Below are 26,891 nucleotides of genomic sequence, written 5' to 3'. Positions count from 1 at the left end.
CGGGCATGGCTTGCCATCGGCGCCGGCTGGACGGCCGGCGCGATCTTCTCGCGCCGGCGGCGGCGCTCCCCGAGCGCTATCCCTGCCTGTTGCAGAGCGTCGTGCACGGCAGCGCGCAATCGCGCTACGACATCCTGTTCGCGTTTCCCGGCGAGCGCCTGGAACTGGTCGCCGATGGCGTGTTGCGCGACGGGGACGGTCGCGTGCAGCCGGGTCGCTTTCTCGATGCGCTGGACCGGGCGTGGCTTGCCGGGCGGTGCCCGGCTGGCGCCGACGAGTTGCCGTTCCACGGCGGTTGGGTTTTGCTGCTGAGCTATGAACTGGCCGCCGAGATCGAGCCCCGATTGAAGTTGCCGCCCAGCTCGACGCTGCCGTTGGCGCTGGCCGTGCGCTGCCCGGCGGCGATCATCGTCGACCATTGGCACGAATGCACCTGGCTGGTCGCCGAGGCCGGCTTCGAGCCGTTGCTCGACCGGCTCGAAGCCGATCTTGCATCGCCGGCGGCATGGCCGCCGTTGCCCGCACTCGAGACCATCGAGGAAGACCCGCCCGGCGACTTCCTCGATGGCGTGCAGCGCATTCACGAACATCTCCGGGCCGGCGACACGTTCCAGGTGAACCTGTCGCGCGGCTGGAACGCACGCTACGCGCTGCCTCCCCAGCCGGCGGCGCTTTACGACGCCTTGCGCCGCGCCAACCCGGCGCCGTTCGCCGGTTTGCTGCAACAGCCGGGCTGGGCCGTGCTGAGTTCCTCGCCCGAACGCCTGGTGGAAGTGCGCGGCGGCGTGGCGCAGACGCGTCCGATCGCCGGTACGCGCCCGCGGCTGAGCGGCGACGACGAGCACGCGCGCATCCGCGAACTGAGCGCCCACCCGAAGGAGCGTGCCGAACACGTGATGCTGCTCGACCTGGAGCGCAACGACCTGGGTCGTGTCTGCGCGCCGGGCACGGTCGAGGTCGACGAGCTGATGGTGGTGGAGAGTTACGCCCATGTTCACCACATCGTCTCCAATGTACGCGGACGGCTGCGCGCCGGCGTAACGCCGGGCGAGGTGATCGCCGCCACCTTTCCCGGCGGCACCATCACCGGCTGCCCCAAGGTACGCTGCATGGAGATCATCGCCGCGCTGGAGCGCACGCCGCGCGGCGCCTATACCGGCGCGCTGGGCTACCTGGACTGCAATGGCGATCTCGACTTGAACATCCTGATCCGCACCCTGACGCTGAGCGGCGAGCACGTGAGCCTGCGCGCCGGCGCGGGCATCGTCGCCGACTCGGAAGCCGTCGCCGAGCTGGACGAGACGCGCGCCAAGGCACGCGGCCTGCTGCGCGCGCTCGGGAAGCCGGGCTGATGGCGGCGCGGCTGCTGGTCGACGGCGTGGCCGCGGATCGGGTCAGCGTGCTCGACCGCGGTTTCGGTTACGGCGACGGCCTGTTCGAGAGCATCCGCCTGGTCGGCACGCGCGCGCCGCTGTGGGCGCGGCACATGCAGCGGCTGACGGCCGGTTGCGAGCGCCTGCTGATTCCCGCGCCCGACCCGGACCAGCTCTGGCACGAAACGCAGCAGGTCCGGGCGGACATGGCGCATGCGGTGGTGCGTATCACCGTGACGCGCGGCATCGGCGAGCGCGGTTATGCGCCGCCGGCAACGCCGCGACCCACCCGCGTGGTGGCCGCGTTCCCGCCGCCGCCGGTGGGAGAGGCGGCCATCCACGGCGTGCGCATGCGGGTGTGCCGGCTGCGGCTGGCCGAGCAGCCGCGATTGGCCGGCATCAAGCATCTGAACCGGTTGGAGCAGGTGCTGGCGCGCGCCGAGTGGAACGATCCGGCGATCGCCGAAGGCGTGCTGTGCGATGGCCACGGCCATGTGATTTCGGCGACCATGGCCAACCTGTTCGCGGTGATCGATGGCGAGTTGCTGACCCCGGCCGTGGACCGCTGCGGCATCGCCGGGGTCGCGCGGGCCGAGGTGCTGGAGGCGATGTCGGCGCGCGTGGCCGAGATCGGGTTGGAGGCCCTGGCCGGGGCCAGCGAGCTGTTCCTGAGTTCGAGCGTGCGCGGCATCGTGCCGGTACAGTCGCTGGAGCGTTGGACCTGGGCACCCGGCGCAGTGGCGCGCCGGTTGCAGCAGCATTGGCGCGATCTGGGATTTTCGATGGAGCAGGGCGGATGAGTGTTCGAGCGATGCGCGGGGCTGCGCGGCTGCACGGGTTGCTGCTGGTGGTGCTGGCGCTGGCGCTCGCTGCGGCGCTGGCGGTGGGCTGGAACGACTACCATCGTTTCAGCGTGACCGCGTTGAACGTATCGCCGCAACAGCAAAGCATCGACGTCAGCCGCGGCACCAGTTTCCGGGGCATCGTCGCCGAGCTGCGGCGACAGGGTCTGACCACGGCCAGCCCGTGGTACTGGCGATTGCTGGCCGAGCAGATGCACGTGGCCGGCAAGCTGCACGCGGGGGAATATGCGCTCGCGCCCGGCATCACGCCGCGCCAGTTGCTGTCGGACATGGCGGCGGGCAAGGTCCTGCAGCGCAACTTCACTATTGTCGACGGCTGGACGTTCGCCGAGCTGCGCCGCGCGCTGGCCCAGGCCGACGTGCTGCAGCACGACACCAGCGGCCTCGACGACGCGACGATCATGCAGCGCATCGGCGCCGGCGGCGAGGCGCCGGAAGGACGCTTCCTGCCAGAGACCTACGCCTACGTGAAGGGCGACGGCGAGCTGGACATCCTGCGCCGCGCCCATGCGGCGATGGAGCGTACGCTGGCGGCGCTTTGGCCGGGGCGTGCGCCGGACTTGCCGCTGGCCAATCCGTACCAGGCGCTGATCCTGGCCTCGATCGTGGAAAAGGAAACCGGCCGCGCCGACGAGCGTGCGAAGATCGCCGGAGTGTTCGTCCGGCGCCTGGAGCATCACATGCTGCTGCAGACCGACCCCAGCGTGATCTACGGCATGGGCGCGCGTTACGACGGCAACATCCGCAAGAGCGATCTCGCCGCCGACACGCCCTACAACACCTACACCCGGCCCGGCCTCCCGCCCACGCCGATCGCCCTGCCGGGCCGGCCGGCGATCGCGGCCGCGCTGCATCCCGCCGCCGGCGATGCGTTGTATTTCGTGGCGCGCGGCGATGGCAGCCACGTGTTCTCCAGCACCTTGGCCGAGCACAACCGCAACGTCGACTGCTACCAGCGGAAGCGCTGCCGATGAGTCCCGCGCGCGGCAGGTTCATCAGCCTCGAGGGCGGCGAGGGCGCCGGCAAGAGCACCTTGCTGGCCGGCGTGCTGGCCTGCCTTCGCCAGCGCGGGCTGTCGGTGGTGCAGGCGCGCGAGCCTGGCGGCACGCCGGTGGGCGAGGCGGTGCGCGCGATCGTGCTGGACCCGGCGCTGGCCCCGCTGGCGGCGGAGACCGAATTGCTGTTGATGTTCGCCTCGCGCGCACAGCTGGTGCGCGAGGTGATCGAGCCCGCGCTGGCTGCGGGGCAGTGGGTGGTGTGCGACCGCTTTGCCGACGCGAGTTACGCCTACCAGGGCGGTGGACGCGGCCAGCCCGCCGCGCGCATCGAGGAACTGGAGCGCTGGGCCTGCGACGGCGTGAAGCCCGATCTCACTTTGCTGCTCGACCTGCCGGTCGCGGCCGGGCGCGCCCGTGCCGCCGGTCGCGGCGAGGCCGACCGCATCGAGTCCGAGGCGGACGCGTTCTTCGAGCGGGTGCGTGCCAGCTACCGCGACCGCGCGGCACAGGAGCCGAACCGCTTCCGCGTCATCGACGCCAGCCAAGCTCCCGGGCAGGTGCTGCAGACGGCCACGCATGCCTTGATCGAGTGGCTGGAAGGGTCGGCCCGATGAACGCACTGCCATGGCACGAGGATCATTGGTCGCGGCTGCAGGCCCGTCGCGAGCGCGGCGCGCTGCCGCACGCCCTGCTGCTGTGTGGTGCCGCCGGCCTGGGCAAGCGTGCGTTCGCGCAGCGTTTCGTGCGCGGCCTGCTGTGCACCGAGCCGGTGCACGGCGAAGCCTGCGGGCATTGCCGGGGTTGCCGGTTGACCGCGGCCGGCTCGCATCCGGACCGGGTGGAACTGACCTTCGGCTTGCGCAAGGACGGCACGCCACGCACCGAGATCGTGGTCGACCAGATTCGCGAGTTGTCCGCCCGGCTGGCCATGCGCAGCCAGCTCGGCGGCTGGCAGGTGGTCACCATCGACCCGGCCGACGCGATGAACGCCGCGGCGGCCAATGCCTTGCTGAAGACGCTGGAGGAACCGGCTGCGCAAACCATGCTGATCCTGCTGGCCGATGCGCCGTGGCGGTTGCCGCCGACGATCCGCAGCCGTTGCCAGCGGATCGAGTTCCATCTGCCCGAACCGGCGCTGGCGCTGGCCTGGCTGCAGCGCGAAGGCGTGGCCGACGGCAGGGCGGCGCTGGCGGCAGCCGGTGGCAACCCGGGACTCGCCATGCAATGGAGCCGGCATGGCGCGCTGGAGCAGCGCACCGAAGTCCGCCGCGACCTGGCGGCGCTGGCCGGCGGGCGCGGCCAGGCGGCCGAGGTGGTCAAGCGCTGGCTGGACGACGAGCCGGCGCAACGGCTGTGGTTTGCCGCGCAGGCCGCGGCCGACGAACTGCGCGCCCGTTCGCTGGGCGATCGCCCGCCACTGGGCAGCGCGCTGGACGCGGCGGCGCTGGGCGATTGGCACGACGCCAGCAACCGTGCACGCGAGGGCCTGCGCGGCCCCTTGCGCCCGGATCTGCTGCTGCTGGAGCTGCTGTCCCGGTGGCGCTGATGGACAGTGCCCGGGGCGACGGCGGGCCAGAGTTCTCCGCGAGCACCCGTCTGCTGGTGATCGCGCCGCATCCCGATGACGAAACCCTGGCCACCGGCGTGCTGCTGCAGCAAGTGCTGGCGGCCGGTGGCGAGGTGCGCATCCTGCTGCTGACCGCCGGCGACAACAATCCCTGGCCGCAGCGCGCGCTGGAACGCCGCTGGCGCCTCGGCGCGGCGGATCGGCGCCGCTGGGCGCAGCGGCGCGCGGCCGAATTGCAGCATGCGCTCGCCGCGCTGGGGGTACCGGCGACTGCGTTGCAATCCCTGGACTGGCCCGACCTCGGCGTCACCGGCCTCTTGCTGCGATCGACCGACCTGGCCGTGGCCGCCATCCGCGATGCGATCGACCGCTTCGCCCCCGACCTGATCGCCGTGCCGTCATTGCAGGATCGGCATCCCGACCACAGCGCGGCGCACGTGCTGGTGCGGCTGGCATTGGCCGGCCACGCCACGCCGCCGGCGCTGCTCGCCTACCTCGTGCATGGCGACAAGGGGGATCGGCGCGCCTTGAAGATGCCTGCCACGGCCGCCCAGCTCGCCGGCAAGCGCGCCGCCCTGCAGGCGCATCGCAGCCAACTCGCGTTGAGCGGCAAGCGCCTGCGCCGAATGGCGGAGCGCGACGAAACCTATTTCGAGCCGGACGCTCCGATGCCGGCAGCCCTGCCGTGGCACCCGCCCCGCGTGTGGTGGCGCTGGCTGCGGCTGGACCTGGTGAACCCGGCAACATCGCAGCGCTGGGCCTGGCAGAGCGCGCCGCTGCGACATGACGCGGACGGCACATTGCGCCTGCAGCTGCCCGCGGCTGCGCGTGCGGCGCCGTGTTTCGTGCGGCTGTCGCTGGACTTGTGCTCGCCGTGGATATTCGACCATTGGGGCTGGTGCCAGATCCAAGCCGACGAGCCGACCCCCGCCGCCGGTGTTGCGCCCTTGGACCGACCCAGCTAGGTTGCTGCGCAAGCAGGGGAAGACGGCATGCACCTCGAAGAGCCGGACGCGATGCGGGTCAATACGGGCGCCACGGCTGCGACCAGCGAGAGCTATTACGCGGCGCTGTCCGAGATCGGCCAGTTGCTGGTTCGCGCGGTGGAACCTCCGGAACTCTACGACGCCATCATCGAGGTGCTGCAGCGGCGCCTGGGCGCGATGCTGGTGATGATCGGCGAGGCCGACCACGCGGCCGGATGGTTCCAGCGGGTGGCGCCGGTGGCGGTGGCCGCGGACATGCAGGACATCTACCCCGAACAGACCCCGCTGTCGCTGGTGCGGCCCTCGTTCTGGCGCGGCGTGCCGCAGATCGAGCCGGATCTGCGCCGCGTGCCGGGCCTGCAGCGATTGCGCACCGCCTACGAGCGCCATGACGTGGTCGCCGCGATGGCGATACCGGTGATGGTGTTCGGCGAGGTGCGCGCCGGACTGGTGATCCGCGCATCCGACCCCGCGTACTTCTCGACACGGTTGACCGAGCTGCTGCAGCAGGCCGCCGCGAGCATCGGGCTGGGGCTGGAGGCGCAGTCGCAACGCCATCAGTTGCAGCGCTCGGTGCAGCAGGAGGCTCGCCAGCGCCGCGCCTTGCGTCTGCTCAGCGAGATGATCAAGGTGGTCACGCACAGCGCTGACGAAACCCTGCTGCTGGCCGAGAGCAGCGACGTGGCCTGTCGCGTGGGCGGCTACCGCTTCGCGTGGATCGGCCTGTTTGCCGACGACGCGGCCACAAGCTTGCGCCTGCATGCCCACGCCGGCATGGATGGCGTGGTGACGCCGGGGGAGGGCCTCGCCCTGGACGAGCAGAAGCATGCCGGCGATGCCGCGGTCGTCGCCTTGCGCCGCGGCGAGCCGTGCGTTCGCCAGTACGCCGCGGGCGCGCCGCGCGAATGGCCGCTGCCGGGCACGACGCTGGGGGACGGCGCGGTGCTGGCGTTGCCGCTGCGCGTGGGCGAGGCGGTGGTGGGCGTGTTCGTGGTCGGTGCCGACCAGGCCGACGCATTCACTCCGGTCGAGGTCCAGGTGTTCGCGGAGATGGCGGTCGAGCTTGGCCTGGGCATGCAGATGCAGCGGGCGCACGCGGCGCGGCTGCTGGCCGAGCGCGATCTGCGTTTCAACCTGCAGCACGTGCGCACGGTGCTGTCCAACCAGCATTCCGGGGTGCTGGTGACGACGGCGAACGGGCTGGTGAAGTTCGCCAACGAGGCATTCTGTGCCTTGTTCGGGCTGGCCGAATCGCCGGGCGAACTGGAGGGCCTGCCGTCGGCCGCGCTGCACGCGCGCATCAGTCATCTCTATTGCGAGCCCGAACGCGAGCTCGAACGCATGGCCGGCATCGTGGCGCGCAACGAGGAGTCGCGCGACGAGGAAGTGCTGCTGGCCGACGGGCGCGTACTGCTGCGCGACTTCATGCCGATCTGCATTGACGGCGTGGCGCAGGGCTGCATCTGGCAGCAGCGCGACATCACCGAGCGGAAACTGCACGAGGCGCGCGTCGAGCGGCTGGCGTTCTACGACGTGGTCACCGGTTTGCCCAACCGGCGGCTGCTGTTCGAGCTGCTGGAACAGGCGCGGACCCGAGCCACCGCCGACGATTCCCTGCTGGCAGTGGGCATCCTGGACCTGGACCGGTTCAAGAGCGTCAACGATACCGCCGGCCACAGCGGCGGCGACCGCGTGCTGGCGGAGGCGTCTTCGCGCATCCGCGGCATGCTGCGTGACGCCGACGTGCTGGCCCGCCTCGGCGGCGACGAATTCGCGTTGCTGATCCCTGGCCTGGACAGCCGCGAGCAGCTGGACGTGATCAGCCGCTGCATCCTGCAGGCGCTGCGGGTGCCGTTCAACCTGGACGAGGAGCAGTTGTTCCTGTCGGCAAGCATCGGCTGGACCCTGTTTCCGCTCGACGGCTCCAGCGCCGAGGGGCTGGTCCGCCACGCCGACATGGCGATGTACGAGGCGAAGGAGGCAGGCAAGGATCGCGGCTCGCTGTACGAGCCGGCCATGGAGCTGGAGCAGGTGCGTCTGCAGGCGATGCGCGAGCGGATCGCCCAGGCCCTGCAGCAGTCGCGCTTGCAGCTCCTGTTCCAGCCGATCGTCTACATCGACGGCCTGCCCGGGATCAACGGCGTGGCCGGGATGGAGGCACTCCTGCGCCTCAACGATCGCGAGCAGGAGCTGATCGGCCCGGCCAACTTCATGCACGTGCTGGACGACCCGCAACTTGCCCGGCCGATCGGACGCTACGTGCTGGACGAGGCGCTGCGCTGCTGCCAGGGCTGGTTGCATGCCGGCGTGCCCGTTCCGGTGTCGGTCAACATCAGCACCCGCCACCTGTTGCACCCGGCGTTCTTCGCGGACATCGACGCCGCGCTGGACACCTATCCTGACGTGATGGACGTCGGCTTCGGTATCGAGATCACCGAGACCGGGCCAAGCATGGACCATGCGCGGGCCAAGGTGGTCATCGAGGAATGCCGGCGGCGCGGCATCCGCGTGGGGCTGGACGATTTCGGCACGGGCTCGGCGTCGCTGAGCCACATCCAGCAGCTCGACATCGAGCACATCAAGCTCGACCAGAGTTTCGTGCGCGACATCCTGCATGACGACCGCAACATGGCGATCGCCGCGGGCGTGATCACCACCGCGCGCATGCTGGCCAAGGCGGTGATCGCCGAAGGGGTGGAGACGCCGGTGCAGGGGGATCTGCTGGCGTCGCTGGGCTGCCACCAGTTGCAGGGCTTCTCGATATCGCGGCCGATGGCCGCCGCTTCCGTGCCGGCATGGGTTGCCGGCTGGGCGCCGCCGGCCACCTGGGGCAACCTGGTCAACGAACGGCAGTCGCTGCTGGCCGGCGAAACGACCGGGCAGTGACGCGCGGCAGTGCCTGACGCGCTGCGCCGACCTGCTAAGATCGACGCCGTTGACCGGGACGCAGGCCCGGCGGGGAGCGTGGCATGAAACCGATGGCTGGCCGGCAAGGCATCATCTCGCTGAAGATCAAGGACGCGGCGTCGCTGTACAACGCGTACATGCCGTTCCTCAAGCATGGCGGCCTGTTTGCGCCGACGGCGCAGTCCTATGCCTTGGGCGACGAGGTGGTGCTGCTGGTGACCCTGGCCGACGAGACCGAGCGGCTGTCGGTGGTGGGCAAGGTGGTGTGGATCAGCCCGGTCGGCGCGCAGGGCAATCGTACCGCCGGCATCGGCATCCATTTCAACGAATCCAGCGACGCGGAGGCCGCGCGCAGCCGCATCGAGAACATCCTCGCCGGCACGCTCAATTCCGAGCGACCCACGCAGACCATGTGACGCGCCCGGCGCAAGCCGTGCGTTAGTTCGCAACGCAGCAGCCGTCAAGGCTTGTTGTACCCCATCGCACTGATACAATGCGCGGATTCGCAAACGCGTTTTGCGAGACATCGGGCGCCGGTGGCTTCGATCCGCCGGCGTAGTCGGAGGCCCAGGCCACGCCGATGCACCGAACTGAAGTCGTCGGACCGTGAGCACTTGATCCAAGTTCCCACCGGTCACTGATGCGCCCAAGCGGCGCGGAGGTAGGTTGCATCGTGCTCGCCGAATACTGGCCTGTCCTGTTGTTCATCGCCGTTGCCGCCGGCCTTGGCGTGGTGTTGCTGGTGGTCGGCCTGCTCGCCGGCCCGCGTCGCCCCGAGGCGGAGAAGCTCGCCCCCTACGAATGCGGCTTCGAGGCATTCGAGGACGCACGCATGCGCTTCGACGTGCGCTATTACCTGCTCGCCATCCTGTTCATCATCTTCGACCTGGAAATCGCCTTCCTGTTTCCGTGGGCGGTGGTGTTCAAGCAGATCGGCCTGATCGCGCTGATCGAGATGGGGCTGTTCCTGCTGCTGCTGGTGATCGGCTTTGCTTACGTGTGGAAGAAGGGAGCGCTCGAATGGGAGTGATCGATTCCATCAGCCGGGTGATGCACAACCCCGAGCCGCTGAACCTGGTCGACGACATCCTGCGCCCGGCCGGCGACAACCCCGTCGTGCAACGCGGCTTCGCCACCACCAGCGTCGACGCGCTGATGAACTGGGCGCGCACCGGCTCCATGTGGCCGGTGACCTTCGGCCTGGCCTGCTGCGCGGTGGAGATGATGCACGCCGGCGTGGCGCGGCTCGACCTCGACCGCTACGGCGTGATCTTCCGCCCCAGCCCGCGCCAGTCCGACGTGATGATCGTGGCCGGCACCCTGGTCAACAAGATGGCGCCGGCACTGCGCAAGGTCTACGACCAGATGCCCGAGCCGAAGTGGGTCATCTCGATGGGCAGCTGCGCCAACGGCGGCGGCTACTACCACTATTCCTACTCCGTGGTGCGCGGCTGCGACCGCATCGTGCCGGTGGACATCTACGTGCCGGGCTGCCCGCCGACGGCCGAAGCATTGATCCACGGCATCCTGCAGTTGCAGAAGAAGATCCGTCGCACCAGCACCATCGCGCGTTCGTGAGGCCCGACATGTCCGATACCTCCGCGAAGTCGCTTGCCGACCAGCTTGTCGCGCGCTTCGGCGACACGCTGGAAGTCAGCACCGAGCGCAACGAGATCATTGCCGACCTGGCCGCCGCCGACCTGGTTGCGGTGGCCATCGCGCTGCGCGACGAGCCGGCGTTCCGCTTCGGCGAGCTGATCGACCTGTGCGGCATCGATTACCTCGGCTACGGTCAGGTCGAGTGGGACACCACCACGGTCAGCGGCTCGGGTTTCTCGCGCGGTGTCGAAGGGCAGGCGCTGGGCCGCTTCAGCTGGGCCGAGCGCCCCAGCGGCGACAGCCAGCCGCGCCGCTTCGCCGCGGTGGTCCAGCTGCTTTCGATCGAGCACAACCGTCGCTTGCGCCTGCGCGTGTTCTGCACGGACGACAGCCTGCCGGTGGTGCCGTCGCTGACTCCGGTGTGGCCTGGCGTGAACTGGTTCGAGCGCGAGGCGTTCGACCTGTTCGGCATCATCTTCGAAGGGCACCCGGACCTGCGCCGCATCCTCACCGACTATGGTTTCGTCGGCCATCCGTTCCGCAAGGATTTCCCGCTGATCGGCAATGTCGAGGTGCGCTACGACCCCGAGCAGAAGCGGGTGATCTACGAACCCGTGTCGATCGAGCCGCGCGTGCTGGTGCCGCGCACGATCCGTGACGACGCCGACCTGCTGCAGGCCCGGGCTGAAGCCGCCGACAAGTGGCGGGAGAACTGAAGATGGCCCAGGAAATCCGCAACTACACGATGAACTTCGGCCCGCAGCACCCGGCTGCGCACGGCGTGCTGCGCCTGATCATGGAGATGGACGGCGAGACCATCGTGCGCGTCGATCCGCACGTGGGCCTGCTCCATCGCGGCACCGAAAAGCTGGCCGAGTCCAAGCCGTTCAACCAGTCGATCGGCTACATGGACCGGCTCGACTACGTGTCGATGATGTGCAACGAGCACGCCTACGTGCGCGCGATCGAGACTCTGCTGGGGATCGAGGCGCCGGAGCGCGCGCAGTACATCCGCACCATGTTCGACGAGATCACCCGCATCCTGAATCACCTGATGTGGATCGGCTCGAACGCACTCGACCTGGGCGCGATGGCGGTGATGCTCTATGCGTTCCGCGAGCGCGAGGAGCTGATGGACGTCTACGAGGCGGTGTCGGGTGCGCGCATGCACGCCACGTACTACCGCCCGGGCGGCGTCTACCGCGACCTGCCGGCGCAGATGTCGCAGTACCGCGAGTCGCCGTGGCACAAGGGTGCCGACCTCAAGCGCATCAACAGCTGGCGCGAAGGTTCGATGCTCGACTTCCTCGACGCGTTCACCGCCGACTTCCCCTCGAAGGTGGACGAATACGAGGCACTGCTCACCACCAACCGCATCTGGAAGCAGCGCACCGTCGGCATCGGTGTGGTCAGCCCGGAACTGGCCCAGCAGTGGGGCATGACCGGCGTGATGCTGCGCGGCTCCGGCGTGGAATGGGACCTGCGCAAGAAGCAGCCGTACGCGAAATATGCCGAGGTGGACTTCGACATCCCCGTCGGCGTCAACGGCGACTGCTACGACCGCTACCTGTGCCGCGTGGAGGAGATGCGCCAGTCCAACCGCATCATCCGCCAGTGCGTGGAATGGCTGCGCGCCAATCCCGGCCCGGTGATCCTCAACGACTACAAGGTCGTGCCGCCCCATCGCGAGGTGATGAAGGAGAGCATGGAAGCGCTCATCCATCACTTCAAGCTGTTCACCGAAGGCTATTGCGTGCCGGCCGGCGAAACCTATTGCGCGGTCGAGGCGCCCAAGGGCGAGTTCGGCTGCTATCTGGTTTCCGACGGTGCCAACAAGCCGTTCCGCGTGCACCTGCGTGCTCCCGGTTTCGCCCACCTCTCCTCCATGGACACCGTCGTGCGCGGCCACATGCTCGCCGACGTGGTGGCCATGATCGGCACCTACGACCTGGTGTTCGGCGAGGTGGATCGATGATCCGGGAAATCGGGAATCGGGAATCGGGAATGGGCAGAGCGCATCTCGGTCGCGCGTGCCTTCATGTTTCTACCAGCCACGACTGCTGTCACGGAGTCGGGATCGTCGCGATGCGGGATGGCTTTTGCCGATTCCCGAGCCCCGATTCCCGATTCCCGGAGTTCCATCCATGAAAGCCACCGGCAACTACAACCAGGTGAAGCACGTCGATCCGCTCCTCGTGCTTTCCGAGCACACGCGCAAGCACATCGACGCGTGGGTGGCCAAGTTTCCGCCGGATCGCAAGCGCTCGGCGCTGATCCAGGCGCTGTTCGGCGCGCAGGAGCAGAACCGCGGCTTTCTCACCGACGAGCTGATCACCGCGGTGGCGAAATATCTGGACTTGCCGCCCATCTGGGCCTATGAGGTGGCGAGCTTCTACTCGATGCTCGAAACCCGGCCGGTGGGCCGCAACAACGTGGCTATCTGCACCAACATCTCGTGCTGGCTCAACGGTGCCGAGGAGCTGGTCCGCCACTGCGAGCAGAAGCTCGGCATCAAGCTGGGCCAGAGCACGCCCGACGGGCGCGTCTACCTGAAGGCCGAGGAAGAGTGCATCGCCGCCTGCGTGTACGCCCCGGCCGCCACGGTCAACGGGCATTACCACGAACGTCTCACCACCGAAAAGCTCGACGCGATCCTGGATGGCCTGACCCTCGACGGTCCGGCCGCCCACGGCGCGGAGGGGAGTCACTGATGGCCGTCGGACCCGCACCCCAGGAACACCAGGTCGTCTACACGACGCTGCACTTCGACACGCCGTGGGCGATGGAAAGCTACGAGCAGGTCGACGGCTACAAGGCCTGGCGCAAGATCCTCGCCGAGAAGCCCGATCCGGCGTCGCTGGTCGAGGAGATCAAGAAGAGCAGCCTGCGCGGCCGCGGCGGCGCCGGTTTCCCGACCGGGCTGAAGTGGTCCTTCATGCCCAAGGGCACGATGCAGAAATACATCCTGTGCAATTCGGACGAGTCCGAGCCGGGTACCTGCAAGGACCGCGACATCCTGCGCTACAACCCGCACGCGGTGATCGAGGGGCTGGCCATTGCCTGCTACTGCACGGGCTCTACGGTGGCCTACAACTACCTGCGCGGCGAATTCCACCACGAGCCGTTCGAACACTTCGAGGCGGCGCTGAAGGAAGCCTATGCCGCCGGCCTGCTCGGCAAGAACGTGCAGGGCAGCGGCATCGACGTGGACATCCATGCCGCCCTGGGCGCCGGCGCCTACATCTGCGGCGAAGAGACCGCGATGATGGAGTCGCTGGAAGGCAAGAAGGGCATGCCGCGCTTCAAGCCCCCGTTCCCGGCCAATTTCGGCCTGTACGGCAAGCCGACGACGATCAACAACACCGAGACCTACGCTTCGGTGCCGGCGATCCTGCGCCGCGGCGCGGACTGGTTCCTCAACCTCGGCAAGCCGAACAACGGTGGCCCGAAGATCTTTTCGGTGTCCGGCCACGTCAATCGCCCCGGCAATTACGAAGTCCGCCTCGGTACCTCGTTCAAGGATCTGCTGGCGCTGGCCGGCGGCGTGCGCAACGGCCACAAGCTCAAGGCAGTGATCCCGGGCGGCTCCTCGATGAAGGTGCTGCCGGCCGAGATCATGCTCGAAAGCACCATGGACTACGACTGCCTGCAGAAGGCCGGCTCCGGCCTGGGCTCGGGCGCGGTGATCGTGATGGACGAGACCACCTGCATGGTCAGGGTCTGCCAGCGCATCTCGCGCTTCTACAAGGCCGAGTCCTGCGGCCAGTGCACGCCGTGCCGCGAAGGCACCGGCTGGATGTATCGCGTGCTGACCCGCATCGTCGAAGGCAACGGCACACAGGAGGACCTGCACCGCCTGAAGGCCATTGCCGGGCAGATCGAGGGCCACACCATCTGCGCTTTCGGCGAGGCGGCGGCATGGCCGGTGCAGGGATTCCTGAACCGGTTCTGGAACGAATTCGAGTACTACGTGGAGCACGGACACTCGATCGTCGATTCGCGCGATGAGGTCAAGGCATGACCATGCTCTCCATCCGCGCGAATCGGGAATCGGGAATCGGGAACAGGGAATCGCGCCGCGACATCCGGCGGCCCTTTCCATCTCCCATTCTCCATTCTCCATCCCCTGCTCCCCAAGGAGTTGCTGCATGAGTACGCAGCCAACCAGCACCGCTCCTGACCTGGTCAGCATCGAGATCGACGGCAAGCCGGTGCAGATCCGCAAGAATGCGATGATCATCGAGGCAGCCGATGCCGTCGGCGTCGTGATCCCGCGTTTCTGCTATCACCGCAAGCTGCCGATCGCCGCGAACTGCCGCATGTGCATGGTCGAGGTGGAGATGGGCGGGCGCCCGGTGCCCAAGGGGCTGCCCGCGTGCGCCACCCCGGTCACCGAGGGCATGAAGGTGCAGACCCGCTCCAAGCTCGCGCTGCAATACCAGCGCGACGTGATGGAGTTCTTGCTGATCAACCACCCGCTGGATTGCCCGATCTGCGATCAGGGCGGCGAGTGCGAACTGCAGGACGTGGCGCTGGGCTTCGGTCGCAGCGTGTCGCGCTTCACCGAGCGCAAGCGCACGGTGGCCGACGAGAACATCGGGCCGCTGGTGGCCACCGAGATGACGCGCTGCATCCACTGCACGCGCTGCGTGCGCTTCACCAGCGAGATCGCCGGCACCTACGAGCTGGGTGGCATGAGCCGCGGTGAGGACCAGGTCATCGGCACCTACATCGGCAAGACGGTGGAAACCGAGCTGTCCGGCAACATCATCGACGTCTGTCCGGTCGGCGCATTGACCGACAAGGTGTTCCAGTTCAAGGCGCGTGCCTGGGAATTGATCGCCAAGCCGTCGATCGGTGCGCATGACGCGCTGGGTTCCAACCTGTGGCTGCACACGCGCCGCGGCGAGGTGCTGCGGGTGGTGCCGCGCGACAACGAGGCGATCAACGAGTGCTGGCTGTCCGACCGCGACCGCTACAGCCACCAGGGCATGTACGCCCCCGATCGCCTGCATGCTCCGCAGGTGAAGCGCGACGGCCAGTGGCACGACACCACCTGGGAGGACGCGCTGGCGTTCGCCGGCGAGGCACTGAAGAAGGCGCCGGGCAGCGAGCTGGGCATCCTGGCGCACCCGTCGATCTCGAACGAGGAAGGCGACCTGCTGGTGCGCCTGGCGCGTGGCCTGGGCAGTGCCCACCTCGACCACCGTTTGCGCCAGCTCGATTTTGCCGATCACGCCGTGGCGGTACCGTTCGGCATGCCGGTCGCCGAACTGGAAAGGGTACAGGCCGCCTTGCTGGTCGGCTCGGACCTGCGCCAGGAACTGCCGCTGATCAATCACCGGCTGCACCAGGCGACCAAGAAGGGCGCGCGCGTCTTCGTGGTGAATCCGGCTCGTTTCGATTTCAACTACAAGCTGGCGGGCGAGACGATCGTCGCTCCGCAAGCGCTGGTCGACGCCATGCTGGGGCTGGCCAAGGCTGCAGTGGAAGCCGGTGCCACGGCGCCGGCATCGCTGGCCGGTGCGCTGGACAGCGCCCGCAGCGGGCAGGGCGATGGTGGGGTGATTGCCGCGCTGAAGGCGGGTACCTCGGCGGTGATCCTCGGCGAAGCCGCCGCGACACACCCGCAGGCCTCGTGGCTGCGCGCGATCGCGCACTTCATCGGCGAAGCCACCGGTGCTGGCGTCGATGAGGTGCCGGTGGGCGCCAACGCCATCGGCCTGGGTCGCATCGGCGTGGTGCCGGGCAATGGCGGGCTCGATGCCCAGGCCATGCTGGCGCAACCGCGCAAGGCGTACCTGCTGTACGGCGTCGAGCCGCCGCACGACTTCGCCGATGGCGCCGCGGCGCTGAAGGCGCTGCGCGGCGCTGACAAGGTCGTGGCGTTCAGCGCCTTCGGCGGTGCCGCGCTGCGCGAGGTGGCGGACGTCATCCTGCCGATTGCACTGCTGGCCGAAATCGACGCGACCCTGGTCAACGTCGACGGATTGGCGCAGGGCGTGATCGCGGGTGCCAAGGCGCCGGGCGAGGCGCGGCCGGGCTGGAAGGTCCTGCGTGCGCTCGGCGGGGCGATGCAGCTGGCCGGTTTCGAGTTCGACGACATCGCCGGTCTGCGCGACGGCATCGGCGAGCGCGCGCAGGCAGCGCGCCAGGGCCTGTCGACGCGTGCGGCGCCTGCCGCGCTCACCCGGTTGGCCACCTGGCCGATCTACCGCGTCGATGCGGTGTTGCGCCGGGCCACCGCGCTCAATGCGCACCCGCTCAATCGTGCGCCGGCGATCCGCCTCAATGAAGCCGAGGCGGGGCGGCAAGGCCTGACCGCCGGCGCGCAGGCGCGCATCGGCGAGGTGCAGTTGCCGGTGCTGGTCGATGCGGCCGTGCCCGACGGCGCCGTGTGGATCGAGGCAGCCCAAGACCTTACCGCCACGCTGCCGCCGCACGGCGCAGCCATCACCTTGAGCAAGGCATAGGCATCATGGCTGATCAACTCATCAACCAGGTCATGTGGCCGCTGATCTACATCCTGTGCATCGTGCTGCCGCTGGTGATCGCGGTGGCGATGTTCGTGTACTGGGAGCGCAAGGTCATCGGCTGGATGCACGTGCGCATGGGACCGAACAAGGTCGGCCCCGGCGGCGTGCTGCAGGCGTTCGCCGACGTGGTGAAGCTCTTGATCAAGGAAGTGATCCTGCCGACCAAGGCCAACCGCTTCCTGTACTTCCTGGCGCCGCTGATCGGGCTGGTCCCCGCGCTGGCGGCCTGGGCGGTGATCCCGTTCAGCGGCAAGATGGTGCTCTCCAACGCCAACGCAGGCATCCTCTACCTGCTGGCGATGACCTCGATGGGCGTCTACGGCATCATCATCGCAGGCTGGGCGTCCAACTCGCGCTACGCGCTGTTGGGCGCCATGCGTTCGGCGGCCCAGGTGATCTCGTACGAGCTGGCCATGGGCCTGTGCCTGGTCTGCGTGATGGTGCTGGCCGGCAGCCTCAACCTCAGCGAAATCGTCAACGCGCAGGCCGGCGGCAAGGGCCTGTTCGACTGGTTCTGGCTGCCGTTGCTGCCGGTCTTCGTGATCTATTTCGTCTCCGGCGTGGCCGAGACCAACCGCCTGCCGTTCGACATGGCCGAAGGCGAGTCGGAAATCGTCGCCGGCTTCCACGTGGAGTATTCCGGGTCGGCCTTCGCGCTGTTCTTCCTGGCCGAATACGCCAACATGATCCTGGTCAGCTTCCTGTCGGCGATCTTCTTCCTCGGCGGCTGGCTCAGCCCGCTGCAGGGCTGGATCTCCGCCGACGCGCCCGGCTGGATCAGCTGGCTGGGGGCAGGCGGCTTCATCTGGCTGTTCATCAAGGCGTTCGTGATGTCGTTCTTCTTCCTGTGGTTCCGCGCCACGTTCCCGCGCTACCGCTACGACCAGATCATGCGCCTGGGCTGGAAGGTATTCATCCCCATTGCCATTGCCTGGGTGTTCGTCGCCGGTCTGCTGAAGTACTACGACCTGGTCAGCATCGGGGTGGGAGCGTAACCCATGAACGCGGTAACCCGTTATTTGAAGAGTTTGATGCTGGCGGAGCTGGTTGCCGGCATGGGCGTGACGATGCGCTACATGTTCAAGCCCAAGTACACCATGCGCTACCCGATGGAGCACATCCCGAAGTCGAATCGTTTCCGCGGTCTGCATGCGTTGCGCCGCTATGCGAACGGCGAGGAGCGCTGCATCGCCTGCAAGCTGTGCGAGGCGGTCTGCCCGGCGCTGGCGATCACCATCGATTCGGCTCCGCGAGAGAGCGACGGCCAGCGCCGCACCACGCGCTACGAGATCGACCTGTTCAAGTGCATCTACTGCGGTTTCTGCGAGGAGAGCTGCCCGGTCGACTCGATCGTCGAGACCTCGATCCACGAATACCACTTCGAGAATCGCGGCGAGAACGTGGTGGACAAGCAGAAGCTGCTTGCCATCGGCGATCGCTTCGAACAGCAGATCGCTGCGGATCGTGCCCAAGATGCGCCGTACCGCTGAGGCCCTTCGATGAATCCCCAAACGCTGCAAATCATCTGCTTCTACGCCTTCAGCCTCGTCACGGTGGCGGCGGCGCTCTCGGTGATCACGCTGAAGAACACCGTGCACGCCGTGCTCGCGCTGGTGCTCACCTTCTTCAGCGCTGCCTGCCTGTGGATGCTGCTGGACGCCGAGTTCCTCGCGCTGGCACTGGTGGTGGTCTACGTCGGCGCGGTGATGGTGCTGTTCCTGTTCGTGGTGATGATGCTCGACATCGACCTGGAGAAAATGCACGAGGGTTTCGTGAAGTTCCTGCCGGTCGGGGTGATCGTGGCCATCGTGATGCTGGTCGAGATGCTCGGCCTGATCGGCGTGCGGGCGATGCATGCGCGCGACCTGGGCGCTGACCCGGCTGCGGTGGCCGGCATGTCCAACACCGCGTGGCTGGGCCAGGCGCTGTACACCAAATTCCTGTTGCCGTTCGAAGTGGCTGCGCTGGTGCTCACCGTGGGCCTGGTGGCTGCGGTAGCGCTGACCCTGCGCGAACGTCGCGGTGCGCGTTACGAATCCGCCAGCCGGCAGGTCAGGGTCGATCCGCGCGATCGCGTGCGCATCGTCAAGATGGACGCCGTACGCCCGACGCCGGCCGCCGCCGACGAGGGCACCGCAGGAGAATCCAAGCCATGATTTCGCTCGCACACTATATCGTGCTCGGCGCCGTGCTGTTCTGCATCGCCGTGGCCGGGCTGTTCATCAACCGCAAGAACGTGATCGTGCTGCTGATGTCGATCGAGCTGATGCTGCTTGCGGTCAACATGAATTTTGTCGCGTTCTCGCGCTTCCTGGGCGACGTGTCGGGGCAGGTGTTCGTGTTTTTCATCCTCACCGTGGCTGCGGCGGAAGCTGCCGTCGGCCTGGCGATCCTGGTCCTGCTGTTCCGTACGCGCAGCACGATCAATATCGCCGACATCGACAGCATGAAGGGCTGAACCCATGGGTCTTTCCACGAGCGTCCTGTTGACCATCGCACTGGCGCCGCTGCTCGGTTCGCTGGTGGCCGGTTTCGTCAGCCCGTTCCTCGGCCGCGCGGGTCGCGCGGTCGCCCACACCGTCACCATCGCGTGCATGATCGTGTCGGTCGCGCTGTCGTTCCATGTGCTGTACCAGCTCACCGTGGGCGGCGCGGACAACTACAACCAGAACCTCTACACCTGGTTCCAGATCGGGCAGGTCAACGCCAGCGTCGGTTTCATGGTGGACAGGCTCACCGCGATGATGCTGGTGGTGGTGGGCTTCGTCTCACTGGTGGTGCACCTGTACACCATCGGCTACATGCGCGACGACCCGGGCTATACGCGCTTCTTCAGCTACATCTCGCTGTTCACCTTCTCGATGTTCATGCTGGTCATGAGCAACAACTTCATGCAGCTGTTCTTTGGCTGGGAAGCGGTGGGCCTGGTGTCCTACCTGCTGATCGGCTTCTGGTACAAGCGGCCGACCGCGATCTTCGCCAACCTGAAGGCGTTCCTGGTCAACCGTGTGGGTGACTTCGGCTTCCTGCTGGGCATTGCCGCGGTGTTGACCTTCCTGCACACGCTGGACTACGCCAGTGCGTTCAGCGCGGCGCCGGGGCTGGCTGGCCAGACGCTGCAGATCACCGCGAACACGCAGTGGGATGCAGCGACCGTGATCTGCATCTTGCTGTTCGTCGGCGCCATGGGCAAGTCGGCACAGGTGCCGCTGCACGTGTGGCTGCCCGATTCGATGGAAGGCCCGACCCCGATCTCGGCGCTGATCCATGCCGCGACCATGGTCACCGCCGGCATCTTCATGGTGGCGCGCATGTCGCCGCTGTTCGAGATGTCCTCGACTGCGCTGAGCTTCGTGCTGGTGATCGGCGCCACGACTGCGCTGTTCACCGGGTTGATTGGCATAGTCCAAAATGACATCAAGCGCGTGGTGGCGTACTCCACGCTGTCGCAGCTGGGCTACATGACGGTGGCGCTGGGCGTGTCGATGTATTCCGGCGCGGTATTCCACCTGATGACCCACGCCTTCTTCAAGGCGCTGCTGTTCCTCGGTGCCGGCTCGGTGATCATCGCGATGCACCACGAGCAGGACATGCGCTACATGGGCGGCCTGCGCAAGTACATGCCGATCACCTGGATCACCATGTGGATCGGCTCGCTGGCGCTGGTGGCGGTGCCGTTCACCTCGGGTTTCTACTCGAAGGATGCGATCATCGAGGCGGTCGGCCTGTCGCATCGTTGGGGCGCCAACTATGCGTACTTCTGCGTGATGGCCGGTGCGCTGGTCACGGGCCTGTACACGTTCCGCCAGATGTACCTGACCTTCCACGGCAAGGAGCGCTTCACTGTCGTCGCCTCGCATGGTCACGGTCATGACGATCACGACCACCATGAACCGGGCGTGCTGGCGCATGCGCCGAAGGAGTCGCCGTGGGTGGTGACCGTGCCGCTGGTGCTGCTGGCGATCCCGTCATTGCTGATCGGCTACGTCACCGTTGCGCCGATGCTGTTCGGCAACTGGTTCGGCAGCGCGATCCACGTGGACGAGGCCAACAACGTGCTGGCCGAGCTGGGCCAGGAGTTCCATGGCGCGGCGGCGATGGCGTTGCACGGCTTCACCCAGCTGCCGTTCCTGCTGGTGGTGGCGGCCTTCGTGATCTGTACCTATATCTACGTGTTCAATCCCGCGCTGGCCGGCCGGATCAAGCAGGCGCTCAAGCCGTTGTGGACGGTGCTCGACCGCAAGTACTGGGCGGATGAAGTGGAGTACACGCTGTTTGCCAGCGGCGGGCAGAAGATGGGGCGCCTGTTCTGGAAGTTCAGCGACGCCGGCGTGATCGACGGCGTGGCGGTGAACGGGTCGGTGCGGCTGGTCCATCGCGGCGCGGCATTGCTGCGGAGACTCCAGACCGGTTACCTCTACCACTACGCGTTCGCCATGATCATCGGCGTGATCGTGCTGTTTGGCGGCTATCGACTGTTCGGCAACTAGGGGAAGCAGGCTCCATGTTCAATCATCTTCTCAGTCTGCTGATCTGGCTGCCCATCGTCGGCGCGGTGCCGGTGCTGCTGGCCGGTTCCGCCCGGCCGATGCTGGCGCGCTGGCTGGCGCTGCTTATTACCATCGCGACCTTCGTGATCAGCCTGTGGCTGCTGCGCTACGACCCGGAAGGGTCGGTGATGCAGCTGCAGGAAACCCATGTGTGGATCGCGACCTGGGGCGTGCATTTCACCCTGGCGGTGGACGGCATCTCCGTCGCGCTGATCCTGATGACGACCTTCGTCGGCATCCTGGTCATCGCCGGCGCGTGGAAGGTCATCCAGAACCGTCCGCACCAGTACATGGCCTGCATGCTGTTGCTGGAGGGCCTGCTGATCGGCGTGTTCTGCGCCACCGACGCGCTGGTGTTCTACGCCTTCTTCGAGGCGGTGCTGATCCCGATGTACATCCTGATCGGCATGTGGGGCGGTCCGCGGCGCGTGTACGCGACGTTGAAGCTGTTCATCTACACGTTCACCGGTTCGGTGTTCATGCTGATCGCGCTGCTGTACCTGTACCAGAAGGCGCACACGTTCGATCTGGCGACGCTGGCGGCGCTGCCGCTGACGATGAAGGAGCAGGCCTGGCTGTTCTTCGGCTTCCTGATCGCCTTCGCGATCAAGGTGCCGATGGTGCCGGTGCACACCTGGTTGCCCGACGCGCACGTCGAGGCGCCCACCGGCGGTTCGGTGTGGCTGGCGGCGGTGATGCTGAAGATCGGCACCTACGGCATGGTGCGCTTCATCCTGCCGATCACCCCGGACGCCGGTGCGCACTTCGCGTGGATCGTGATCGTGCTCAGCCTGGTCGCGATCGTCTACATCGGCTATGTCGCGCTGGTGCAGGAGGACATGAAGAAGCTGGTGGCCTATTCGTCCGTGGCGCACATGGGCTTTGTCACCCTGGGCATCTTCATGGCCTTCATGCTGGTGCGCGAAGGCGGCAATACCGACATGGCCAGCCTGGGCATGCAGGGCGCGATGGTGCAGATGATTTCGCACGGTTTCGTCTCCGGCGCCATGTTCACCTGCATCGGCGTGATGTACGACCGCACCCACACGCGCCAGATCAAGGACTACGGCGGCGTCATCAACATGATGCCGTGGTTCGGCCTCTTCTACGTCTTGTTCGCGATGGCGAACTGCGGCCTGCCGGGCACCAGCGGTTTCGTCGGCGAGTTCATGGTGATCCTGGCCAGCTTCAGCGCCAGCCCGTGGATCGCGTTGTTTGCCACGTTCACCCTGATCATCGGTGCCGGCTACACCTTGTGGTTGGTCAAGCGCGTGCTGTGGGGCCCGGTGACCACCGAACACGTCAAGCACATGACGCCGATGACCCCGCGTGAAACCTGGGTGCTGATCGGCTTCGCCGTTGCGGTCCTTGCCATCGGCGTGTGGCCGCAGCCGCTGATCCACCTGATGGACAGCTCGGTGGCGCACCTGGTGCAGCAACTTGCCGTCCACAAGATCTGAGCAGAAGCGAACATGCCCACTCTCTATGACATCCTGACCCTGCTGCCGGAGCTTTACCTGGTGGCGGCGGTGTGCCTGATCCTGCTGCTGGACGCGTTCATGAAACCGGCGCAGCGCCCGCAGCTGCACTGGACCTCCATCGCCGTGCTGCTGGTGGCGATCTACCTGGTGGTCGCCGGCCAGCCCGAACAGACCGCAACCGCGTTCAACGGCATGTTCGTGCGCGACCACGTGGCGGAGATCCTCAAGGTCTTCGCGCTGGGCATCACCGCGGTGGTGTTCGTGTACGCGCGGCCCTACATGATCGACCGCAAGCTGTTCGGCGGCGAGTTCTACGCGTTGATGATTTTCGCCGCGCTCGGCGTGATGGTGATGGTGTCGGCCGGCAACCTGGTAACGATCTACCTCGGCCTGGCGCTGCTGTCGCTGTCGTCCTATGCGCTGGTCGCGCTCAACCGCGATGCCCGCCTGCCGCCGGAGGCGGCGATCAAGTACTTCGTGCTGAGTGCCCTTGCTTCCGGCATGCTGCTCTACGGCATGTCGATGGTCTACGGCGCGTCGGGCATGGGCGGCACGCCGACACTGGATCTGGCGCAGCTGCATGGCGTGATGGCCTACACCACGGCACCCAAGCTGTTGCTGCTGGGCCTGATATTCATGCTGGTGGGCATCGGTTTCGAGCTGGGCGTCGCGCCGTTCCACATGTGGCTGCCGGACGTCTATCACGGAGCGCCGACGCCGGTGACGACGTTCATCGGCGCGGTGTCGAAACTGGCGGCATTCGGCCTGGCCTGGCGCCTGCTCGAGGTCGGGATGGGCGATCTCAGCCATTACTGGCAGCCGATGCTGGCCGCGCTGGCCACCGCATCGCTGGTGATCGGCAACCTGGTCGCCATCGTGCAGACCAACTTCAAGCGCATGATGGCGTACTCGACCATTTCGCACATGGGCTACGTGTTGCTGGGCCTCTCGGCGGCAACCCCTGAAGGCTACTCGGCTGCGCTGTTCTACGTGATCTGCTATGCGCTGATGAGCGCGGCGGCGTTCGGCGTGATGCTGGTGCTCGCCCGGGCCGGGTTCGAGTGCGAGGAGATCAGCGATTTCAAGGGTCTGAACCAGAAGGCGCCGTGGATGGCGTTCCTGATGCTGTTGGCGATGTTCTCGCTGGCCGGCGTGCCGCCGCTGTTCGGCTTCTGGGCCAAAGTGCTGGTGCTGGAGGCGGCGATCCACGCCGACATGTTGTGGCTGGCCATCGTGGGCGTCGTCACCGCGTTCATCGGGCTTTACTACTACCTTTACGTCATCAAGGTCATGTACTTCGATGCGCCGGAGGAAGGCGCGGTGGTGGAGGTCAAGACCGACACCTCGCTGCGCGTGGTGCTGTCGGTGAATGCCTTGGCGCTGCTTGCGCTCGGCCTGTACTGGGGGCCGCTGCTGGCATGGTGCCAGCGCGCGTTCGGCGTCTGACGCCCATGTCGGCGGATGGTTTTCCGGCCAGCGCGACGATCTTCGTGCTTGCAAGAAACCCGCCATCCCGGTAGACTTTGCGGACTCTGATGCGGGGTGGAGCAGTCTGGCAGCTCGTCGGGCTCATAACCCGAAGGTCGCAGGTTCGAATCCTGCCCCCGCTACCAGATCTTTCTTGATGCAAGAAAGCCTCCTCGTGAGGCTTTTTTGTTGGCTGCAAGGATGTACCGCACGGCGCGAAACGCGAGCGCCGGACATGGAACGCGACACGAGGACGATCATCGGCGAGTTAGGGAAATGGGCCGTTGGAGCCCATTTTTTGTTTCCGCGACCGAGTTCAGGTGAGTGATGGATACCCAGGCTCTGGCACGACGATTCAGCGAAGTACTGGCCGATCTGGGCCTGGAATGCCTTGGCGTGGAGTTCACTCCATCGCAGGGGCAGAGTACCCTGCGCGTTTACCTTGATTTGCCCGAGGCGGATGGCGCGGAGCGTCGTGAAGTCGGCATCGAGGATTGCGAGAAGGCGAGTCGCGAGCTGTCGGCGCTGCTCGACGTGGACGACCCGATTCCCGGCCATTACGTGCTGGAAGTCTCCTCGCCGGGCATCGACAGGCCGTTGTTCACCGCGGCGCAGTTCCGCAAGGCCGCGGGACAGGAAGTGAAGGTGCTGCTGAAGGCACCGCTGGATGGCCGCCGTCGCCTGCGCGGCAAGCTGGCCGTGGTGGAGGGCGACCGCATTTCGCTCGAAGCGGAAGGCCGCACCTTCGATTTCGAGCACAACCAGGTCGAGAGTGCGCGCGTGGTGCCGGACTGGGTCGCGCTCGGTTATGCGCCCCAGCCCAAGCCCGGCGGCAAGCGCCCTGCGAAGAGTTAGCAGAACCCATTGAAAAGCCTGCCACGGATGGCGGACCTTTGATCCACGTGTTCATGGACGAGCGCAGAAAAATCAACAATTGGACGCCGCCTGGCGCCTGTGGAGTTGCAGCAATGAGCAAAGAACTTTTGCTGGTCGTCGATGCGGTCGCCAACGAAAAGGGCGTATCGGAAGACGTGATCTTCGACGCGATGGAGGCCGCACTGGCTTCGGCCGCCAAGAAGCGGTACCCGGACGAAGAGCCGGATATCCGCGTGTCGATCGATCACGCTACCGGCGAGTACGAGACGTTCCGCCGCTGGGAGATCATCGCCGACGACGGCGAGATGGAATCCCCGGCGTACCAGCTGCGCCTGATGGATGCGCTGGACGAGCGTGCCGACGCCCAGGTCGGCGAGTACATCGAGGAGCAGGTCGAGAACGCCGAATTCGGTCGCATCGCCGCGCAGGCCGCCAAGCAGGTGATCGTGCAGCGCGTGCGCGAGGCCGAGCGCCAGCAGGTGGTGGACGCCTTCGCCGATCGCGTCGGCGAACTGGTCACCGGCATCGTCAAGCGCGTCGAGCGCGGCAACATCTATCTCGACCTCGGCAGCAACGCCGAGGCGTTCATCCCGCGCGACAAGACCATTCCGCGCGAGTCGGCGCGCGTGGGCGACCGCGTGCGCGGCTATCTCTACGAGGTCAAATCCGAGGTTCGTGGCCCGCAGCTGTTCGTGTCGCGCGCCGCGCCGGAGTTCATGATCGAGCTGTTCAAGCTGGAAGTGCCGGAAGTCGGCCAGGGCCTGGTCGAGATCAAGGGCTGCGCGCGCGACCCGGGCGACCGCGCCAAGATCGCCGTGCTGGCGCACGACAGCCGCACCGACCCGATCGGCGCGTGCATCGGCATGCGCGGTTCGCGCGTGCAGGCGGTCTCCAACGACCTCAACGGCGAGCGCGTCGACATCATCCTGTGGCACGAGAATCCGGCCCAGTTCGTCATCAACGCGATGGCGCCGGCCGAGGTGCAGTCGATCATCATGGACGAAGAAAAGCACTCGATGGACATCGCGGTGGCCGAGGACAAGCTGTCCCAGGCGATCGGCCGCGGTGGCCAGAACGTGCGCCTGGCCAGCAAGCTGACCGGCTGGCAGCTCAACGTGATGACGCAGGACCAGGTCACCGCCAAGAGCGAGGCCGAGCAGGAAGCGGCACGCGTCCTGTTCATGGACAAGCTCGAGGTCGACCAGGAGATCGCGGTCATCCTGGTGCAGGAGGGTTTCTCCAGCATCGAGGAAATCGCCTACGTGCCCAGCGCCGAGCTGCTGGCCGTGGAGGGCTTCGACGAGGACATCGTCGAGGAGCTGCGTGCCCGCGCCCGCGATGCGCTGCTGACCGAGGCGCTGGCGGTGGAGGAGGGCGTCGACGATCACCAGCCCAGCGCCGAGCTGCTTGCCCTGGAAGGCATGGACGAGGAAACCGCCTATGCGCTGGCCGCGCGTGAGGTCTGCACGGTCGACGACCTGGCCGACCTGGCAGTGGACGATCTCATCGATATCGAGGGCATGGATGAGGAGCGCGCTGCGGCGCTGATCATGGCGGCCCGCGCGCCGATGATCGCGCGGCTGGAGCAGGGTGGCTGAGCGCGGGTACGGCGGCACCCCGGACGGGTGCGCCGGGAAGAACCCCGGGGTTCTTCACCAGGGATGGAAAGGGCGGCGATCATGATGCCG

General features: G+C 67.0%; 24 protein-coding genes and 1 tRNA gene. All 25 read left to right on the top strand.

Going from position 1 to position 26,891, the window contains the following annotated elements:
• Positions 1-5 precede the first annotated feature (5 nt).
• The 25 genes from ACFCQI_RS17080 (at position 6) to nusA (ending at position 26,801) form a co-directional block, all read left to right on the top strand.
• Positions 6-1,352 carry an aminodeoxychorismate synthase component I gene (locus tag ACFCQI_RS17080; RefSeq protein ID WP_395118628.1) on the top strand — a complete coding sequence of 449 codons (1,347 nt, stop codon included), beginning with the start codon at positions 6-8 and terminating at the stop codon, positions 1,350-1,352.
• Positions 1,352-2,173 (top strand): aminodeoxychorismate lyase, encoded by an 822-nt coding sequence (gene pabC / locus ACFCQI_RS17075; RefSeq protein ID WP_395118626.1) that lies wholly within the window; start codon positions 1,352-1,354, stop codon positions 2,171-2,173. Before ACFCQI_RS17080 ends, pabC begins: the two co-directional genes overlap by 1 nt.
• Entirely contained in the window at positions 2,170-3,210 is a 1,041-nt protein-coding gene (gene mltG, locus ACFCQI_RS17070) for an endolytic transglycosylase MltG (protein WP_395118624.1), read from the top strand. The genes pabC and mltG overlap by 4 nt, the downstream gene beginning before the upstream one ends.
• Positions 3,207-3,848 (top strand): dTMP kinase, encoded by a 642-nt coding sequence (tmk, locus tag ACFCQI_RS17065; RefSeq protein WP_395118622.1) that lies wholly within the window; start codon positions 3,207-3,209, stop codon positions 3,846-3,848. Before mltG ends, tmk begins: the two co-directional genes overlap by 4 nt.
• Entirely contained in the window at positions 3,845-4,780 is a 936-nt protein-coding gene (gene holB, locus ACFCQI_RS17060; RefSeq protein ID WP_395118620.1) for a DNA polymerase III subunit delta', read from the top strand. Before tmk ends, holB begins: the two co-directional genes overlap by 4 nt.
• Positions 4,780-5,766: a PIG-L deacetylase family protein gene (locus ACFCQI_RS17055; protein WP_395118618.1), complete on the top strand. Its 987-nt coding sequence runs from the start codon at positions 4,780-4,782 to the stop codon at positions 5,764-5,766. Before holB ends, ACFCQI_RS17055 begins: the two co-directional genes overlap by 1 nt.
• Positions 5,767-5,793: 27 nt before the next feature.
• The gene (locus ACFCQI_RS17050; protein WP_395118616.1) at positions 5,794-8,673 is read left to right on the top strand and encodes an EAL domain-containing protein; all 2,880 of its coding nucleotides are present in this window, start codon (positions 5,794-5,796) and stop codon (positions 8,671-8,673) included.
• Positions 8,674-8,756: 83 nt separating this feature from the next.
• Positions 8,757-9,110: a PilZ domain-containing protein gene (locus tag ACFCQI_RS17045; RefSeq protein WP_136257074.1), complete on the top strand. Its 354-nt coding sequence runs from the start codon at positions 8,757-8,759 to the stop codon at positions 9,108-9,110.
• Positions 9,111-9,367: 257 nt separating this feature from the next.
• Positions 9,368-9,724, top strand: a complete 357-nt coding sequence (gene ndhC, locus ACFCQI_RS17040) for an NADH-quinone oxidoreductase subunit A (protein WP_395118614.1) — start codon at positions 9,368-9,370, stop codon at positions 9,722-9,724.
• On the top strand, positions 9,715-10,272 hold the full coding sequence (locus ACFCQI_RS17035) for an NADH-quinone oxidoreductase subunit B family protein (protein ID WP_008435613.1): 558 nt from the start codon (positions 9,715-9,717) through the stop codon (positions 10,270-10,272). The genes ndhC and ACFCQI_RS17035 overlap by 10 nt, the downstream gene beginning before the upstream one ends.
• A gap of 8 nt (positions 10,273-10,280) precedes the next feature.
• Positions 10,281-11,009, top strand: a complete 729-nt coding sequence (locus ACFCQI_RS17030; RefSeq protein WP_395118612.1) for an NADH-quinone oxidoreductase subunit C — start codon at positions 10,281-10,283, stop codon at positions 11,007-11,009.
• A gap of 2 nt (positions 11,010-11,011) precedes the next feature.
• On the top strand, positions 11,012-12,268 hold the full coding sequence (locus ACFCQI_RS17025) for an NADH-quinone oxidoreductase subunit D (RefSeq protein ID WP_395118610.1): 1,257 nt from the start codon (positions 11,012-11,014) through the stop codon (positions 12,266-12,268).
• 169 nt (positions 12,269-12,437) lie between these two features.
• A complete protein-coding gene (gene nuoE / locus ACFCQI_RS17020; protein WP_395118608.1) occupies positions 12,438-13,004 on the top strand; it encodes an NADH-quinone oxidoreductase subunit NuoE in 567 nt (188 codons plus the stop codon).
• Positions 13,004-14,314 (top strand): NADH-quinone oxidoreductase subunit NuoF, encoded by a 1,311-nt coding sequence (gene nuoF / locus ACFCQI_RS17015; RefSeq protein WP_395118606.1) that lies wholly within the window; start codon positions 13,004-13,006, stop codon positions 14,312-14,314. Before nuoE ends, nuoF begins: the two co-directional genes overlap by 1 nt.
• Before the next feature lie 127 nt (positions 14,315-14,441).
• Positions 14,442-16,766, top strand: coding sequence for an NADH-quinone oxidoreductase subunit NuoG (nuoG, locus tag ACFCQI_RS17010; protein ID WP_395118604.1), 2,325 nt, complete (start codon positions 14,442-14,444; stop codon positions 16,764-16,766).
• A 5-nt stretch (positions 16,767-16,771) separates the two neighbouring features.
• Entirely contained in the window at positions 16,772-17,824 is a 1,053-nt protein-coding gene (nuoH, locus tag ACFCQI_RS17005) for an NADH-quinone oxidoreductase subunit NuoH (protein ID WP_395118602.1), read from the top strand.
• Positions 17,825-17,827: 3 nt separating this feature from the next.
• Entirely contained in the window at positions 17,828-18,319 is a 492-nt protein-coding gene (nuoI, locus tag ACFCQI_RS17000; protein ID WP_395118600.1) for an NADH-quinone oxidoreductase subunit NuoI, read from the top strand.
• A gap of 9 nt (positions 18,320-18,328) precedes the next feature.
• Complete coding sequence (locus ACFCQI_RS16995) at positions 18,329-18,985, top strand: NADH-quinone oxidoreductase subunit J (RefSeq protein ID WP_395118598.1); 657 nt, start codon at positions 18,329-18,331, stop codon at positions 18,983-18,985.
• Positions 18,982-19,287 (top strand): NADH-quinone oxidoreductase subunit NuoK, encoded by a 306-nt coding sequence (gene nuoK, locus ACFCQI_RS16990; protein WP_136257167.1) that lies wholly within the window; start codon positions 18,982-18,984, stop codon positions 19,285-19,287. Before ACFCQI_RS16995 ends, nuoK begins: the two co-directional genes overlap by 4 nt.
• 4 nt (positions 19,288-19,291) lie before the next feature.
• Complete coding sequence (gene nuoL / locus ACFCQI_RS16985) at positions 19,292-21,319, top strand: NADH-quinone oxidoreductase subunit L (RefSeq protein WP_395118596.1); 2,028 nt, start codon at positions 19,292-19,294, stop codon at positions 21,317-21,319.
• 14 nt (positions 21,320-21,333) lie between these two features.
• Entirely contained in the window at positions 21,334-22,839 is a 1,506-nt protein-coding gene (locus ACFCQI_RS16980) for a NuoM family protein (RefSeq protein WP_395118594.1), read from the top strand.
• Positions 22,840-22,851: 12 nt separating this feature from the next.
• Positions 22,852-24,306: an NADH-quinone oxidoreductase subunit NuoN gene (gene nuoN / locus ACFCQI_RS16975; RefSeq protein WP_395118592.1), complete on the top strand. Its 1,455-nt coding sequence runs from the start codon at positions 22,852-22,854 to the stop codon at positions 24,304-24,306.
• 90 nt (positions 24,307-24,396) lie between these two features.
• A tRNA-Met gene (locus tag ACFCQI_RS16970) sits at positions 24,397-24,473 on the top strand.
• 181 nt (positions 24,474-24,654) lie between these two features.
• Entirely contained in the window at positions 24,655-25,182 is a 528-nt protein-coding gene (rimP, locus tag ACFCQI_RS16965) for a ribosome maturation factor RimP (protein WP_395118590.1), read from the top strand.
• A gap of 113 nt (positions 25,183-25,295) precedes the next feature.
• Positions 25,296-26,801, top strand: coding sequence for a transcription termination factor NusA (gene nusA / locus ACFCQI_RS16960; protein WP_395118588.1), 1,506 nt, complete (start codon positions 25,296-25,298; stop codon positions 26,799-26,801).
• Positions 26,802-26,891 lie beyond the last annotated feature (90 nt).

The organism is Rhodanobacter sp. FW102-FHT14D06, from assembly GCF_043950705.1.
GTDB lineage: Bacteria > Pseudomonadota > Gammaproteobacteria > Xanthomonadales > Rhodanobacteraceae > Rhodanobacter.
Note: the sequence above shows the minus strand (reverse complement) of the source record. Positions and strands in the feature narration are given on the sequence as shown.